The following is a 16,871-nucleotide window of genomic DNA, read 5'->3' as shown; positions in this document are numbered from 1 at the left end:
CAACAGCGAAACTATTATACACATATTTTTTACGGTTTATTTATTTTATTGTTGCATTAAATGTATCGCTTGCCCACCCCCTGCCGCAATCGCGACTTCTATTATATCCTGATCGGTGAGAATTTTTATACTTTTAATCAGATGGTTGGGGTTTTTGTCATCGTCTGGCGCATCCTGGTATAATTCTACCCGGTAATTTCCCTTTGGTAAAAAATCAAGCGATATTTTTAAGTTACGCTTCTGGCTGTTATTGATCGTACCTACATACCACTCAGTTCCATGTCTGCGGGCCACCGTCAAATACTGCCCTGGTTCAGCATTTATTACTTTGGTTTCATCCCAAACTGTTGGTACCGCTTTAACAAAATCAAAGCCTGGTTGGCCCTCATAAGCTTCGGGATAATCAGCCACCATGTGCAGGTAACTCTCCATTACCACGTACATCGCCAGCATGTGGCATCGCGTACCAATCATCATCGGTCGAATAAAATGCGTTTTAAACTCATCCGGCGCCACCGCCCTGAACCCGCCGAGATGATAGTCGGTCGGCCCCGCCAGCAGCCGCGTAAAGGCGATATCCAGATCGTGTTCAGGTGGTAAACCCTGCGGCAGCCATTTGTTATTTTCATAATTGTAGGTTCCCTCACGGGTAAACTCATTAGGATATGTCCGGCTTAACCCCGTTGGCTTATAGGCGCCGTGGAATTGTATAAATAAGTGATGCGCCGCCGCATGTTGTAATATCTCTTCCTGGATCTTCACCATCTGTTGGTCGTCGCGGTTCAGAAAATCGACCATCATGCCTTTTATACCCCATTTTTCGAATTGTGTAAAGGCTTCTTCTAATTGCGGATATAGCGCCTGCCAATGCACCCACACGTGTATCCCCACGCCTTTTGATTTGGCATAATCGCACACCTTTTGCATGTCCAGCGAGCCAACGGGCTTGGTGACGTCCGAATACGTTCCCGGTGTACCATAGCCCGGCCAGTTATTGCTATACCAGGCAAAGCCACCATAGCCGATAACCGAATGATATTGGATATGATTACGGGCGCAGAAATCAATATAATATTTATTGAATTCAAAGTTTACGCCGGGCATAAACGAAGTATCAGGCATCACATCGCCATTCCACCAGTGAAAGGAAGTCTTACCCGGCTTTATCCACGATACATCTTTTATTTTTGATGGCTCGTTCAGATCTGTGATGATGTTCGACTCAATCAAAGCGCCAACCCGGTCACTGATCATCATTACGCGCCAGGGCGTATGATGCGGAATAACTGCTTTTACCTTAATTTCGGTTTGACCCGGCAATGGCGATAATTTGCTGATCAGCCCGCCATTATGTTTACCCAGATACATGCCCGCATAATCACGCAGACTGGCTTCGGTAATTGCCATATAAACCTTATCAGGGAATTCAAACAGCGCAGGCATATCTACCAGCGCGTCCTTTTTCAACTTGCTCAGGGGCACCTTCTCATATAAACCTTCATGGGCGTTGTTGTATGTCTTAAAAGATAATATCCTGAGCTGCGGATCTCCGGCTACATTGAATTCACTGTTTTCGTCTGTCAATGTATAGGCCGACCAATTTTTTTGCTGCGGAAATTCATACCGAAAAGCAAGTCCGTCGTTAAACACTCTGACAACAATGTTAATACTCCTTTTAAGCCCGTTAATTTCCGCAAGAGGCACTATAGCTTGCTCATAGCTATTGTTTACGTGTTTGGTTTTACCAACTACCAGGTCATATTGCTCCACTCCGCTTTTGTAAACCGGTTTAAGCATTTTCAAGTTCGACGCAAAGTTGCCGCTGTCTTTAAATGCCAGCCCAACACTTGAATTGTTAATAATAGGGTTGCCTTTGTAGCTTACGCGGTATACAGGACGCCCATTGGTCAAGGTCAGCTGGTAACGGATATTTCCATCGGGCGATTTGACACTCACTTTTTGAGCAATCAATGGCTGTGCAACAAACAGCAGCGCCAACCAGGCAAACGGTTTAATAATTCTCATCAAAAAAACAATTGGTTTGAATGCTAATGTATCAAACAATCTCTACATATTGACTATAAAGCAGCAGCGTATCCATATAGGTTGAGCGTTTTGATAAAATGATGGGCGGGTACCCATGAATCACAGCCGGTCAAAGAAATTTTTAATTCTACGCCATAAAGAAGTTCTGTCTGTTCCATACACAGCCATGATATCCGGCACTTTATCTAATGTTATTACCAGGTCACTACTATAAACATCACGCAATTGCGGCGTTGGTACTTTGGTCAGGAAATTGGTGTGCCACTCCATAAACCAGGACCATTTAATACCCTCTTTGAAAGATTTTGCAGGATCAGGCGGAACGCCGCACTCATGCATAGGTATGGGCATCTCGTCGCCCACGATTGTTTTAACCCTGTTGTACATTGCCAGGCGCGGAATTTTTTCTTCTGTTTGATAGGTATCCGCCCCGGCTATATCTACATATTGCCTGCCGGGGTACCAGGCACCGTCTGGCTTATCAGCATAACACAGTACCCATATCAGGTTGTCCAGATGCTTTTCATGTACATAATAGTTGTACATGGTTATCCAAAGCCGTTTAAATTGCGCAGGGCCTTTTTTGCCCCACCAAAACCAGCTGCCGTTTAGCTCGTGAAAGGGCCGCCATAAAACCGGGATATGCCGTCGGTTTAATTTTTCGAGCAGCTCTGCCTTTTCGTCAAGCTCTTTCCAGAAAGCTTTGTTCTCGGGTGTGCCATACTCAAATACTTTATCGATATCGACTTCCTTTTTGGTATTCTCATAACCACTACCGATAGATGGTGCGCCCCAATGCCACATAATAGTCGGGATACCCCCTTTGCGCCACCATTTTCTGGCAAACTTTACTTCTTTTTCGTTTTTACTACTATCTATAAAATCCAGCCCGCGAATGGCCGGCAGCCTGCCCGTCGAGTCGAGCACATATTTCAATTCATCAAAACCCCAGTTAGACGTCATTTGCCCGGCCAGCATTTTGTGGCCATACATAGCCTGAAGATAGCAATATAAAGCCTTAGCCTCGGGCGACGCGTTTTTATTGGACAACTCCATTTGTTGCGCATACGCTTTTATACTGCAGAACAGTATACCATATAAACATATTTTCTTTAACGGGCTCATGTTATGAAAGGTAAATCGTCTCGCTTTATTCAGCCTCCTTCAAAGTTACCGGGCCGATCAATCCCGACGGCAACAACGGTGTGTCTTTACTAAACTTGTGTATGTTAGTGCGCGTAAACCGCTTTTCTTGCGGCAGCGGCTCATCACCGATCAAACGGTTAGGCCACAGATTTACCACGGTCACTTCCAATTTGTTCTGGCCCGCATGTACGGCTTTGCTGATATCGACGCGGGCGGGCTTTGTCCACACAACACCCAGGTTGACGCCGTTTACTTTTACCACCGCTTCTTCGTGCACCTCGCCGAGGTCGAGCACCAGTTTTTTGCCGGCATTGGCTTTGGCAACCTCAAAGGTTTTGCGGTAGACAGCCGTGCCCGAATAATGCCTGATATTATAATCGTCAAACTTCGTCCAGTCTTTCAGCGAGTCGATAGCTAATTTTGCCGGGCCGCCCCATTTCGGGTCAAAACGTAATACCCAACTACCATTTATCGCCGATTTGGTAATATAGGTTGGATAATTGGTTTTTGCTGTTCCTTTTGCTGTCGGCGCTATTGGCTTCCTGAAAACAACAAATACAGAACCACGCGGATCAAACTCCAGCGGCACCGTAGTGCGGCCATTGCTTTGTGTAAATGCTTTCGCCAGGCGGATTTCTCCTGTCACGGCATCCCATAGCTCGGGCTGTTTGCCGCTTACGCGGAAAGTGCAGTTCAACTTTTCTTTAGCGTCCCAACGGCTGGCTACAAAGTAAATATCGGTACCGGCTACGCGGCGATGTATCCAGTCTATATCGCCGCTATCGCTTAGCCCGGCATATTCAAAATCGGGCGGCAGTTTAATGTCTTTTAATACCTGCGCAGGGTTTTTGCTGCTGATAACATGATACCTGGCCGTTGGCGACCATAAATCGGCTATTATCTTTTTAGCTTTTTCGTTGTCACCGGCATTTAAAACCAATCCGGCCAAACCCGCAGGTTCCGGACCAACAACTATCGCCCCTCCATTTACCAGCCCTGCAATCTTTTGTAATGCTGCATAAGTAATTTTGGGCTGATTTGGCAACACCAGCATTTTGTAGCTCATGCCATCGGGCAATACCAGGCGGCCATTTTTTACGCTAACGCGATGTAGCAGCACATCTAAATTACAGTTATCATGATCATAACCCTGGGCAGGCAACGCAGGTGTCGATTTCATTTGCTCGCCATGACCGATGCCGTCGCCAATATAATAGAGCGCATCGGCAACAAAAAGCCCCTGCTGCAGCATGTACGAGCAACGACCCATATAGGCATTAAATGCCGGAGTCTCATCCCACCAGGTAACATTGCGGCTGTAATGCGTCCCGGCAAAATAAACATAGTTAGGCTTGGCATCAACCACAAGCGACTGGCTGAAATTGTGAAACACATTCAAATTCAACCCGTCGCAAAAAGCCTGATCGGCTACATTTTTCAAGTCAAAAAAGCTTTCTTCCCAATGCGGGCCGACAGAGGTAAAGGCCTCGCAAGCCGTCACACGTTTACCGTAAACATGGTTGGCCGTAGCGGTATTGCGTAGCAGAAATCGCCGCTCGGGTGTAGGTCGGTGTACCGAGGGGACCCAAAATTCGCCCATGGCCATATTTACGGCGTTCGAGTTTTTCAGGTTATCCAGTTGTGCCGTATTTGGCCCTGCCGCTTCCGAATAGCAAATCAGCCCGTTTTTGTTGGCCAGTTCGCGCAAGTGCCCATAATGATTAGTGGCTATCAGGTCGGCTATGGTGCGGTAATAATCGCGGCGCACGCCGTCTGTTTCCGTGGTATCATTCAGTGTAATGCCCGCGATGGCAGGCAGCCATTTAATCAGGTTATATTGATGCTGTGCTGCAAATTTTTGCGCAAACAGTTTTGTCCAGGTGGTTTCACCGCCTTCCCAGCTATCATCTTCAACGCCATATAAGCCCTTACGTTCATCAGGCTTCATTTCTTTCAGCATCTTGCCAACGGTAGTGTTCCAGGTCGTATCCAGCGCTTCGCTGCTCATGCCGTCAGTAAAGTATCCCCAAACATCACGATGCCCGGTTGGCCGGTAGGCAAAGCGCATGATCTTCCATTTACCCACAGGCGCGTTCCATTTCAGCTTACCTTCAGCATCTATTTTATTTGACAGGTCAATAACCTGCGAAACATTTACATTCGGTTCATCGGGCATAGCAAGCACCGCTATCTCGTGTCGCTTGAATTCGTTCTTCACCGTCAGCGGCATTCGGGCTAATTTCTTTTTATAGTCGGCCGCCGCCGCAGAAAGTGACGCATGGGTAGCCAATACGTTTTGCGACGGTTCAGGAAGTTGTTCATCGATCACCAGCCCGCCGGCAATATCTTTTTCTGACCATATCAGCTCCTGCTGGCCGTATTCAGGGTCAATGGGTCCGGAGGTTCCTGCCAGACCGACACTCAGTACGAACTTTATCCCAATGCGGTTGGCTTCCTTAGCCGCGTATCTGAACAGTTCGCGGACACGACTATTCCATGGTTTCAGGATAGGTCTTGGTAACGGCGACTGGAATGCGCCTTTTAAATCCTCTCTCTGTTTTACCACATACTTTTTACCTTCTAAAACCATGTTGGCTACCATCGAGCTGGGCTCATAACCTGTCCCGCTTTCATATAAAATAGCACCCTCGATGCCTTTTTTGTGCATCTCTTCCAGGTCGGCAGTAATGGCTTTCTCATCAGCATCAACCCTTAACCACATCCAAAACACCCAGGGGCGTGCACTGTGCGGCGGCGTTTTGAAATTGGCTTGCATGTCCGGATCGGCAATGTTTGATGTCGCGTTAATGTTTTTGGGCACCTGCGCAAATGCTGCACCTGCAATTAAAAGCACCGAAGTGGCTATGAAGAACTGCTTTTTTCTCATGGTTATTTAGTCCAGAATGTCGGATGTGTTTATATCGGCTTACCAAACTTAGGCTAAAAATCTTTTAAATCATAAAGCTGCAGAAGGACGATTCCTTAATCCGGTCATTCTACATCCGCAGAATTTTAAATATGTTTGTAAGCCAATTTATGCGCGATTTATGTAACAAATTTGCTCTTTTGTAAAAAATCGGCGATACAGCGCGCTTATTCTCAACCAAAACCAGCTTTCATTGCTATCTTAACAACCAAAATTATGTGTAAACGTATTTTTCTCACAGGCTTATTAACAGCCACCGTACTTTTAAATGCTTCGGCTCAGTCAAACACCAGGCCTGACGACAGCCGCTTTACCAAAGTAGTACTGGCACAACGCATAGAAGAACCTATGCAATTTCAGATACTTAAAGATGGAAAAGTTATTTACGCCGAACGTAAAGGAAAACTTAAAATGTATGATCCGGCTACGCAAAAGATCTCGGTAATTCACGAGTTTGCAGTAAGCACCAAATACGTGAGCCAGACCGGCGAAGTGAGTGAGGCCGAAGATGGCCTGCAAGGCGTTGTCCTGGACCCCGATTTTTATAAGAATCACTGGATATATGTTTATTATTCGCCTGCGGGTAATGACCCCAAAAACACATTAGAGCGCTATACCTGGGACGGCAGGGGTCCGCTGAACATCTCATCGCGCAAAAAACTGCTGGATGTGGTTGTTCAGCGTTATGAATGCTGCCACGTTGGCGGTGGGATGGTTTTTGACAAAAACAAGAACTTATATTTGAGCACTGGCGATAATACCTTCTCTCGTGCATCTGACGGTTTTTCTCCGCTGGACGAACGTCCGGGCATGTCACCAGAGGATTCGCAGAAGGGCTCATCAAACAGTAATGACCTGCGCGGCAAGATCCTGAGAATACACCCGGAACCAAACGGGACCTATACTATCCCCAAGGGAAATCTTTTTGCTCCCGGAACACCAAAAACACGAGCCGAAATTTACACCATGGGTAACCGTAACCCGTGGCGCTTAACCATAGATAGCAAAACCGGCTGGCTGTACTGGGGCGAAGTTGGCCCTGACGGTAGCACTGACGATTTTGAGCATCGCGGGCCGCAGTCGTACGACGAATTTAACCAGGCTAAAAAACCCGGCTTCTATGGCTGGCCATATTTTGTCGGCAATAATTTTGCTTATAATCATTATAACTTCGCAACCAAAAAATCTGGCGAGTGGTTTGATGCCGCACATCCAAGAAACACCTCGCCCAACAATACCGGCATAACTGATCTGCCTCCTGCTACTCCGGCCTTCATTTATTATTCAAAACAGCAAAGCACTACGTTCCCGCTTTTAGGAAGCGGCGGCGATAGCGCAGTTGGCGGGCCAATTTTCCATGCTGATGATTTTACCGGAGCTCCGCGTACGTTCCCGGCCTACTACGAAGGCAAATGGTTCATTACCGACTGGGTTCGCGGCTGGATCAACGTGGTGTCTATCGACGACAATGGAAATTATGTGGGCATGGAGCGCTTCTTGCCCGACTTGAAATTACGCGGACCGATCGATATGAAATTTGGCCCAAGCGGCGATTTATATGTATTGGAGTATGGGAACGGCTATTTCAAAGATAATCCCGAAGCCGAACTTATCCGCATTGAATACAACGGGGGTAATCGTAAGCCACAAGTACAGGCATCCGTTAATAAAACAGCGGGCGCCGTGCCAATGAAAATTAGCCTGTCATCAACAGGAACCAACGATGCCGACAAAGATGAATTAACTTATTCGTGGAAGATAACCCGCAATGGCGTGCTGTTTAAAACCATCGCGCAAGCAAACCCAACATTGCAATTAACCACACGAGGAATTTATAAAGCCCTGTTAACCGTAACTGATTCGCATGGCGCTAAAAACAGTAAATCTGTTCAGGTAAATGCGGGTAATGAGCCGCCGATGGTTAAATTTAATGTCACAGAAGGCAATTCAAGCTTTTTCTTTCCGGGTAAGACCATTAAATATAATGTAAGTGTTGTTGATAAAGAAGACGGCAGCCTTGCCAACAAACGGATACCCGCGTCGCGCGTATCCGTAAGTGCCAACTATTTGTCTGAGGGTTTTAACATGACAGCCATTGCCTCAAAACAAGGCGCGGTTGACGCCGGTGCCGAATATGCAAGCGCCATAGCCCTAATTGCCAAAAACGATTGCCGCTCGTGCCACGCTGTTAAAGAAAAAATATTGGGCCCTGCGTTTACCCAGGTGGCCATTAAATATAAAGGCGATCCGGGTGCTCCGGATCGCTTAGCTAAAAAAATCATTTCAGGCGGCTCAGGAAATTGGGGCGATGCCATGATGCCTGCACACCCTACGCTTGCAGACGGCGACGCAAAAGCCATTGTAAAATATGTGTTGAGTTTGGCGTACCCTGCGGCTAAAGCAAAATCATTACCGGTTAGCGGCAGCTATACTACCAGCATCCCGGCAGGGAATAAAAATACCGACGGTAGCTTTATCTTGCGTGCAGCTTATACAGACCGCGGCGCTAAGGGGCTGCCTGTACAAACCGGCGAACAAACGCTGGTACTACATGCGCCGGTAATGCCGGTATCGAAGACAACCGGGGTACATGACATTTCATTTAACCGCGATAGTACTGTTGCCAACTCAAAAACTGACGGTGCGTGGCTGTGCTTCAGTAATATCGATTTAACGGGCATTAAACAAATAGCATTGGGCACCCGCCGCAATAGCGGCGAAACCGTTGGTACCGTTGAAATTTATGCCGGCTCGCCCAAAGGCAAACTGCTTGCTAAATATACCGGCACTTATGCAACCAATAAAGTAAAAGCCGAGCTGCCGCCGGGCCTGGGTATAACCGATCTGTACTTTGTATTTACCGGCGCACCAATACAGGTGAGTAACATTAAGTTTTTGGATAGTAATTAACAGAATATATTAACAACTCAACACTATACATTATGAACAAGCGCAGGGATTTCCTGAAAAACATGGGTGCGCTGGCCGTAGGGTCAGTATTGTTGCCCTCTTTTAAATTTGCCCCAAAAAAGGCAACCAGCGATCCTGGTATACAACTGTATACTTTCCGTGATGAAATGCTGAAAGATCCGAAAGGAACTCTTAAAATTATTTCTGATCTGGGTATTAAACAAATAGAATCTGCTGCCAGTGGTAAGGGCTTATATTACGGTTTGACCCCTAAAGAGATGAAAAAGACGTGTAAAGACCTGGATATGACCCTGCGCAGCGGCCATTGCGGCATTGATGCCAACTGGCAAAAAACCATTGACCAGGCTGCCGAAGCGGGACAGGAATATTTGGTATGTTCTTCACTGCCTTTCTCTGGCGACACCATAGCAAACTATCAAAAAGTTGCAGAACGCTTTAACAAAGCGGGTGAAGAATGTCAGGCTGCGGGTTTGAAATTTGGTTACCATAATCACGATTTCGAATTTAAAACAGATCAAGGCCAGACTTTATATGATATCTTGTTAGTAAACACCGACCCCGAATTGGTAACTATGGAAATGGACCTGGGTTGGGTGGTTGCTGCCGGCAAAGATCCATTGGAGTACTTTAAAAATTATGAGGGCCGCTTTAAACTATGGCACTTAAAAGATATGAAAGGCCGTAACAGCGTAGAGTTTGGTAAAGGTAACCTGGATATTGCCGGTTTACTTAAGCAGGCTAAGCTGGCAGGGCTCGACTATTATTTCATTGAGCAGGAAGAATATCCGGCCGGATCGCCATTGGCAAGTATGAAAATCAATATGGAGTACCTGTCAAAAGTAAGCGTATAATTACATAGCTACACTTTGCCCGGGGCGTGGGTCCTCGGGCAATATTTCCATCTGCGGGTAGTCGATATAGTCAGCATACCACTGTATAGCGCCTACCACATCCAAAGCATCTTCTGCAGAAATATCTATCGTTTCAAAGGCGTACAACTTCCCGTTTGCATACCCGAATAACTGTATCTCGTTCGGATTAGGCACAAAGCTGTCCGAATTTAAACAGTATACCCTTATTTTTAACTCTGTATCCCTTGAGTGGATAACATCGCGGCAAGGATTGTTCGGATCGGTAGCTAACAGATATACGTTGTACTCCATATTAAATTCTTTAACAACAAGATTTGCGGATAGTTTGAGCTTTTTATTTTCGGCAGAATAAATATTTAAAGCTGCTTATGCTCCTACCCTTTATTGCTATAAATCTATTCTGCAAACAGTGCGTAGCCCGTACTATCGCTTTCTTGAACTTTTAAGCAACAATTTGAGCAAATCGCTCCCTAAATGGGGAATGCTTTCTCCGTGGTTAATTCATCACCAGGCTATTCTCGGCTCAATTTACCTATAAGTGATGGCGTTATTACCCCTGGCATTGCGTTTGTCTATGTATTTTATAACCCTCTCAAGGGTTGTTTTTCATAGGTAGATGTAGGGTCGAAAACTGCGAGAGTATTTCGGCCCTTTTTTAACTGATCATGGAAACTGTTAATTGATATTTGCCCCTAATAGTGACTATAAAATGAGCAAGCCGCATGCTTTTTAAACATGCGGCTTTGTTGTTTCTCAGTTATTGTTGAGTTGAAAGTAGGTTGGCGATTTCCGCTTATCCTCAGGGATCTTTAAAAACTCTTTATAGCTATCGTTAATATACATACCCATATTAAAATCAGCGCGAAAGTAGGTGTCGGCATCGGGCATATACCTTTGGATAAAGTTTTTAAGCTCTTGCCCCCTAAGCGGGATATACTTCTTTACGGTTTCCTCATTAAACGCCGCGACAATTTGCCGGTACTGCGCTCCTTCTTCTTCAAGCTTTTGTAGTTTTTCGCGTTTTTTCTGGTCGCTATGCGAATCAAAGATCTTAACTTTTAAACCACCGCCCGGCTGATAAACCACGGTCTTGCTTCCCAACGGACCGGTTTCCGGAGCAGCACTCAGGTTGCCCAAATGAGTTTCCGTGTTTCGCACTTTTACTTCTTTTAATTCATTTTGCTTTAATACCAACGACACCACCCGGTATTTAAGATCGGCCAGGTAAACAGTATCAGGCACGTAGTTCATTCCGGTAAAATAAAGCACATCGCCTTTTTTTGCGCGGATCATAAAGTTTCCTTTGGGGTCAGAATAAACGGTTTGGTGTTGGGTTGAATTCTCAACCTTAATACCCGATAACAGCACCTCATTATGCAACTCCTGTACCCGGCCTTTTAAAAGGTCCTGCGCGCGGGCTTTGCCAAACGTTAATACGCTTGCCGCCAGTATTGCAATATATTTTATTCTTCTGACCATTTTAATCGCACCAAAATAGTATTAATAAACGCCGGCAAACCCTGTTTAACATATTTTAACGTCAAGCCCTAAGCCTGCGCTGCCTGAATAACCGTTGGGTCGACTACCGGTTTCTTCCGCCGCGCCTTCAGCTTTTCACGCCGCAGGTAACGCCAGTGCAGTGCTCCTACCAATAGGGCCGCAACACCTTCGCCCATTAAGGTATTTGGTGTGCCCACCCATTTGGAAATAGCGCCGATCAATAATCCGCCTAAGGGCTGCATGCCGAAAAAGGCCATGGCATAAAAGCTGATCACCCGGCCGCGCATATTTTGGTCGACAGTTGTTTGGATCAGTGTATTGCTTACCGTGATCTGCGACATCATACCGAAACCGGCTATAGTTACAAACAGTAAAGCCAGGTAATAATTATGCTCATGAGAAAATGCCAGTAACCCGGCACCAAAAATCAGCGTATTGATAAAGAGTATTTTTTTAAGATTTGCCCCGGCTTTTAGCGAAGCAAGAAATATCGCCCCCGAAAAAGCACCCAGACCAATAAAACTATCTATGATACCAAATGTCCGTGCAGTGCCTTTAAAAACGTCGCGGGCATAGTAAGGTATCAGCGTGGTATAGGGCAATACCATTAAACTGATCAGCGCCAGCATTACCAATATAAACAGAATAGAAGGCGTGCGCTTGATATAAGAAAACCCCTCGCGCAGTTCGCCGAATACATTTTTAGTGTGTGGTTTCTTCTCATATTTAGGCAGGCGCATCATCAATAATGAGGCAATAACCGCCACAAAGCTCATCGCGTTACCTACGAAACAAGCACCGTCGCCTACGCCTTCCAAGATTATCCCTGCTATAGCCGGGCCTATCAGCCGGGACAGGTTGACCATTGACGAATTCAATGCCAGCGCGTTGGGCAGGTCGCTTTTATCAGCAACCATGTCGTAAACCAGTGATTGCCGCGCAGGTACATCAAAAGCATTGATAATACCCAGCAACACGCTTAATCCAAGTATCTCCCACACTGCATAGTGATTCAATAAAATTAATACCGCTAACAACACTGCCTGTATCATAGATGCCACCTGTGTAGCCAATAGTACACGGAACCTGTTATATCTGTCAGATACCACCCCGCCCACCAGCGAAAACAAAAACGAGGGGAACTGGCTGGCGAATAACGTAAGCCCAAGCATAAATGTAGAATGGGTAAGCGTGTAGATAACCCAGCTTACGGCAGTTTTTTGCATCCAGGTACCAATTAATGATATTGATTGCCCTGTAAAATAAAGCCGGTAGTTACGGCTCCTGAATGCTTTGAAGGTAGTAATGTCCATTTTGTTCTCCTCTAAATCGCTCTCCAAAAATCCGGCCTACTCAAACTCCACTATTTTGGTAAGTATGCCGATTGCCTGCTTTAATAATTCTTGTTCCTTAGGCGTGCAGGTTGCGGCAATGGCTTTAGCCAGCCACAGTTCCCGCTCACTACGTACTCGCAGCAGTGTTTTTTCACCCTCGGCCGATAAGCCGATGTGCACCTTTCGTTTATCCTGCTCAGATGCTGCCCGTGTTATAAAGCCCAGTTCAGACAGATGCCTTAATATCTCTGACATCGACTGGTTAGTGATCTTTTCTGTAGCGGCCAGCTCGCTTGGCAACATGGTTTTATGCTGATGCAAGAGCGCAAGTGTGGAGCGTTCGGTTAATGACAGCTGTTGCCCGGTGCTTGACTCCTTTCTAAGTTTTTTGATCAGGCGACCCGCTATGGCCCGTAAATCAGCCACAAATTCAAGATTATCCATATTTGTAAGACAAACTAATAAGTTTACCTTACAAATATAGTCCAAGAATATTTTGTGATTATCATGCGCCGGTAAATTTGAAACGAGATTCTATTTAGCTGTTTTTTTGAGCAAAAAACAGAGACAAATAATGGTAATCCGACGGGCGGACAAACAAATCTTTCCTGGCTAAAAGGTAATTTATAAAAGTAAACAACTTACAGTAAAATGTTGGTATTGTCCATTTTAATTTTACGTATATTTAGTATAAAATTCGGCAACATATAATTTAGGTTGTGTTTTGCAGTTTAAACACTAATAGCGGTAATTTTACCATCAACTATGTCCTCTGCTGAAAACTACAGTGTTCTGATCGAAAAGATCAATACTTTGATCAAAAAGTATTACCTGAACAATTTGTTGAGGGGGCTTATCTTTTTGTGTGCCGGGCTGTTTTCGGCCTATGTAGTTATTGCGCTGAGCGAGTATTTTGGTAATTTCAATTCGTTTTTCAGGGGGATATTGTTTTATGGCTTTATTCTGCTAAACCTGGGTTTAATTGGCTGGCTCATCGTTCCTTCATTGATGGCGCTGATGCACTTGGGTAAGACATTAACTCACGACGAAGCGGCAGCTATTATTGGCAAACATTTTAATGATATCAATGACAAGTTGCTCAACACCCTGCAGTTAAAAAAGCTGGCAGCCCAAGATGAGCATCACCGTGCATTAATCGAGGCGAGCATAGATCAACGGATTGAACATTTGCGTCCGGTTCGGTTTCCGTCGGCCGTTAATATTAAAGACAACCATAAATACCTTAGATGGGTGCTGGCTCCGGCCGCAGCAATCATTATCATTGGCCTGGCTGCGCCGTCTGTTTTGACCGAAAGCACTAAGCGCATCGTGCGCCATAACGAATATTTTACGCCGGTGGCCCCATTTCAGTTTGTGGTGCTTAATTCTAATTTGTCAGCCGTACAGGGCCAGGATTTAAAGCTTGATCTGAAATTGACCGGCAACCAGCTGCCTAATGATATTTATATTGAATTGGCCGGTACCGAATTTAAGCTGGATAAAGAAAATGTCACCCGTTTTCATTACCTGTTCAGCAATTTGCAGCAAAACACAACTTTCAGGTTGATAGGTAACGGGTTTGTATCGAAGCCTTATGAAGTTAAAGTAAACCTGCGTCCGTCACTGCTGCATTTTGATGTGGAGCTAAAATATCCGGCTTATCTGCATAAAAAAACCGAAACGCTGGCCAATGCCGGTGATCTGACCATACCAGCAGGCACAACGGTGAAATGGCTGTTCCATACACAAAATGCAAGCGCTTTATCCTTCGGGATGAATGATAAAACTTACGATTTGAAGCCGACTGGCGATGATTTGTTTGAGCATACAGAGCGGATTAACAAACCATCTGTTTATAAACTAAATCCACAAAATGCAATGGTTTCTCAAAGCGACTCGGCATCATACCGCATTAACACCATTGCCGATGAGCCGCCGACCATCAGCGTTGACGAAAAACCAGATTCGATTAGCCACCAGGCATTTTATTTTAATGGCAAGATCCAGGACGACCATGGGTTTTCATCGCTGACCTTTCATTATCGCATAGGCTCTCCGGATGCTGGTAATAAACAAATGGTGAAGTCAATTAATGCTGATCTGAACCAATCGCTGTCAGACTTCTTTTATTTCTGGAACCTGAAAGAAATGGGCATCAGGCCTGGCGACCAGGTCACTTATTTCTTCGAGGTGGCCGATAACGATGAGGTAAACGGCCCGCAAAAAGCGCGAACAGCCGAGCGCTCATTACATGTGCCGGACGCCAAAGAACTGCGCGATGAACTAAATGCCGGCACCACCGGCGTTAAACAAAAAATGCAATCGGCCATTAAACTGGCCGACCAGATAGAGCGCGACTCCAAAAAAATAGAGCAGACACTGCTGAATAAAAATTCATTGTCTTTTGACGAAAAGAAACAGGTCGAGGATCTGATGCAAAAACGGAAGGATTTGGATGATCTGGTGAAACAAATCCAGGAAGACAATAAAAAGAACCTGTATAACCGCCGTGAAAACGAGCAGCAGAATAAAGAATTACTGGAAGAACAAAAGCAAATTGAAAATTTATTGAATAATGTTCTCGATCCAAAAACCAAAGAGCTTTTACAACGTTTACAACAGCTGATGCAGCAGGAACAAAAAGAAGGCACCCGTAATGAGCTATCCAAAATGCAGATGGACAATAAGTCGCTGAAAAAAGAGCTTGACCGGATGCTTGAACTATATAAAAAGCTGGAGTTTGACCAAAAGCTAAATCAAAACATCAACCAGTTAAAAAAGCTGTCGGAGAAGCAGCAGAACCTTTCTGATCAAAGCAAGCAGGCCGATCAACAAAAACAAAATGACACCAATCCACAGGCAGATAAAGAGAGCACAGACCGCTTGAAACAACAACAGGAAAATCTGAACAAAGAATTCGAGGATATCAAAAAGAATTTGAAGGATTTGGAAAATCCGGGTAATAAGCAGGATTTTACCAACCCGCAAAGCGAAGAAAACGAGATCCAAAACCAGATGCAGGAAAGCGCTGACCAGTTGTCAAAAAACAATAAATCAAAGGCTTCACAATCGCAACAAAACGCGGCGAAGCAAATGCAGCAGATGGCGCAGCAGATGGAGCAGGAACAGGAAGATCAGGAAAGCAAACAAATAGAAGTTGATGCCAGACAATTGCGCGAGCTACTGAAAAGCCTGGTAAACAGCTCGTTCAGCCAGGAAAAAATAATGGAGTCTTTGCGTAGCATGAGCGCTTCAGACCCGCAATATGTTACGGCTGCGCAAACTCAAAAAAATATAAAGGATAATTTAAAAACCGCCGAGGATAGCTTATTTTCGCTGAGCAAGCGTATTCCGCAAATACAGTCGACCGTAAACCGTGAAATAGCCGCAATTAATACACAAATTGATAATGCTCTGAATAATTTAGGCGAACGCCATACCGCCGAAGCTAACCGCAACCAGCAATATGCCATGACATCAATGAATAACCTGGCGCTCATGCTGGCCGACGCGCTTTCGCAATTGCAAAACAAAATGAACAAGAGTGGTAAGAGCGGTAAAGGCAAGCAGACGTCTGTTTCGCAATTGCGTCAAATGGAAGAGAAATTGAGCCAGAACATGCAAAAAATGCGCGAACAAATGCAAAAGCAAGGCGGTATGCCGATGGGCCAAAGCCAGCGCAACCAGATGAGCGAGCAATTGGCAAAAATGGCACGCGAGCAACAAATGATCCGTCAGTCGTTGCAGCAATTAAATAATGAACAAAGTAAAGATGGCGGCACCGGTGTTAAAGATGCCGACAAAATATCCCGTCAGATGGAACAAACTGAAAAAGATATCGTAAACAGGAGAATAACAGACGACGTAATTAAACGCCAACAGGAAATTCACACGCGTTTACTGGAGGCCGAAAAAGCAGAACAAGAGAGAGAGCAAGATAAACAAAGAGAGAGCAACGCTGGCAAGGATATACCCCCGGGGTATATAAAGGCACTGCAAGATTACCAACAGGTTAAAGGAAAACAAACGGAACAAATTAAAACAGTGTCCCCTGCGCTTAATTTGTACTATAAGCAAAAAATAAAATCGTATTTTGATCAACTTAATGCAAAATAA

Annotated in this window: 10 protein-coding genes; 3 read left to right on the top strand and 7 right to left on the bottom strand. The window is 45.2% G+C overall.

The features are described 5' to 3' along the window. Positions 1-45 precede the first annotated feature (45 nt). From ABD772_RS15825 to ABD772_RS15815, 3 genes are all read right to left on the bottom strand, one after another. Entirely contained in the window at positions 46-2,025 is a 1,980-nt protein-coding gene (locus ABD772_RS15825) for a glycoside hydrolase family 97 protein (protein WP_345106620.1), read from the bottom strand. Between the two features lie 120 nt (positions 2,026-2,145). Next, a complete protein-coding gene (locus ABD772_RS15820; RefSeq protein WP_345106618.1) occupies positions 2,146-3,171 on the bottom strand; it encodes a glycosyl hydrolase in 1,026 nt (341 codons plus the stop codon). Between the two features lie 25 nt (positions 3,172-3,196). Then, the gene (locus ABD772_RS15815; protein WP_345106613.1) at positions 3,197-6,079 is read right to left on the bottom strand and encodes a glycosyl hydrolase; all 2,883 of its coding nucleotides are present in this window, start codon (positions 6,077-6,079) and stop codon (positions 3,197-3,199) included. 255 nt (positions 6,080-6,334) lie between these two features. On the opposite strand from ABD772_RS15815, the gene ABD772_RS15810 reads away from it, so the two are divergent. Both ABD772_RS15810 and ABD772_RS15805 read left to right on the top strand, forming a co-directional pair. Continuing rightward, complete coding sequence (locus ABD772_RS15810) at positions 6,335-9,028, top strand: PQQ-dependent sugar dehydrogenase (protein ID WP_345106610.1); 2,694 nt, start codon at positions 6,335-6,337, stop codon at positions 9,026-9,028. Between the two features lie 32 nt (positions 9,029-9,060). Then, a complete protein-coding gene (locus tag ABD772_RS15805; RefSeq protein ID WP_345106607.1) occupies positions 9,061-9,900 on the top strand; it encodes a sugar phosphate isomerase/epimerase family protein in 840 nt (279 codons plus the stop codon). Here the strand turns inward: ABD772_RS15805 and ABD772_RS15800 are convergent, their stop codons facing one another. The 4 genes from ABD772_RS15800 to ABD772_RS15785 form a co-directional block, all read right to left on the bottom strand. Beyond that, complete coding sequence (locus ABD772_RS15800) at positions 9,901-10,212, bottom strand: hypothetical protein (protein ID WP_345106604.1); 312 nt, start codon at positions 10,210-10,212, stop codon at positions 9,901-9,903. Positions 10,213-10,674: 462 nt separating this feature from the next. Then, positions 10,675-11,400: a hypothetical protein gene (locus ABD772_RS15795; RefSeq protein WP_345106601.1), complete on the bottom strand. Its 726-nt coding sequence runs from the start codon at positions 11,398-11,400 to the stop codon at positions 10,675-10,677. Positions 11,401-11,468: 68 nt separating this feature from the next. Next, positions 11,469-12,734, bottom strand: a complete 1,266-nt coding sequence (locus ABD772_RS15790; RefSeq protein WP_345106598.1) for an MFS transporter — start codon at positions 12,732-12,734, stop codon at positions 11,469-11,471. 36 nt (positions 12,735-12,770) lie between these two features. After that, positions 12,771-13,199 carry a MarR family winged helix-turn-helix transcriptional regulator gene (locus ABD772_RS15785; RefSeq protein WP_345106595.1) on the bottom strand — a complete coding sequence of 143 codons (429 nt, stop codon included), beginning with the start codon at positions 13,197-13,199 and terminating at the stop codon, positions 12,771-12,773. A 321-nt stretch (positions 13,200-13,520) separates the two neighbouring features. Between ABD772_RS15785 and ABD772_RS15780 the strand changes: the two genes are divergently transcribed. Continuing rightward, on the top strand, positions 13,521-16,871 hold the full coding sequence (locus ABD772_RS15780; RefSeq protein WP_345106593.1) for a DUF4175 family protein: 3,351 nt from the start codon (positions 13,521-13,523) through the stop codon (positions 16,869-16,871).

The sequence above is a fragment of the Mucilaginibacter panaciglaebae genome, assembly GCF_039539265.1.
GTDB classification, from domain to species: Bacteria; Bacteroidota; Bacteroidia; order Sphingobacteriales; family Sphingobacteriaceae; genus Mucilaginibacter; species Mucilaginibacter panaciglaebae.
The sequence above is the reverse complement of the archived record's forward strand: the minus strand, read 5'-3'. Positions and strand labels throughout refer to the sequence as shown.

Coding starts and splice junctions, on each gene's coding strand:
- ABD772_RS15825 (WP_345106620.1), bottom strand. CDS start 2,025: ATGAGAATTATTAAACCGTTTGCCTGGTTGGCGCTGCTGTTTGTTGCA.
- ABD772_RS15820 (WP_345106618.1), bottom strand. CDS start 3,171: ATGAGCCCGTTAAAGAAAATATGTTTATATGGTATACTGTTCTGCAGT.
- ABD772_RS15815 (WP_345106613.1), bottom strand. CDS start 6,079: ATGAGAAAAAAGCAGTTCTTCATAGCCACTTCGGTGCTTTTAATTGCA.
- ABD772_RS15810 (WP_345106610.1), top strand. CDS start 6,335: ATGTGTAAACGTATTTTTCTCACAGGCTTATTAACAGCCACCGTACTT.
- ABD772_RS15805 (WP_345106607.1), top strand. CDS start 9,061: ATGAACAAGCGCAGGGATTTCCTGAAAAACATGGGTGCGCTGGCCGTA.
- ABD772_RS15800 (WP_345106604.1), bottom strand. CDS start 10,212: ATGGAGTACAACGTATATCTGTTAGCTACCGATCCGAACAATCCTTGC.
- ABD772_RS15795 (WP_345106601.1), bottom strand. CDS start 11,400: ATGGTCAGAAGAATAAAATATATTGCAATACTGGCGGCAAGCGTATTA.
- ABD772_RS15790 (WP_345106598.1), bottom strand. CDS start 12,734: ATGGACATTACTACCTTCAAAGCATTCAGGAGCCGTAACTACCGGCTT.
- ABD772_RS15785 (WP_345106595.1), bottom strand. CDS start 13,199: ATGGATAATCTTGAATTTGTGGCTGATTTACGGGCCATAGCGGGTCGC.
- ABD772_RS15780 (WP_345106593.1), top strand. CDS start 13,521: ATGTCCTCTGCTGAAAACTACAGTGTTCTGATCGAAAAGATCAATACT.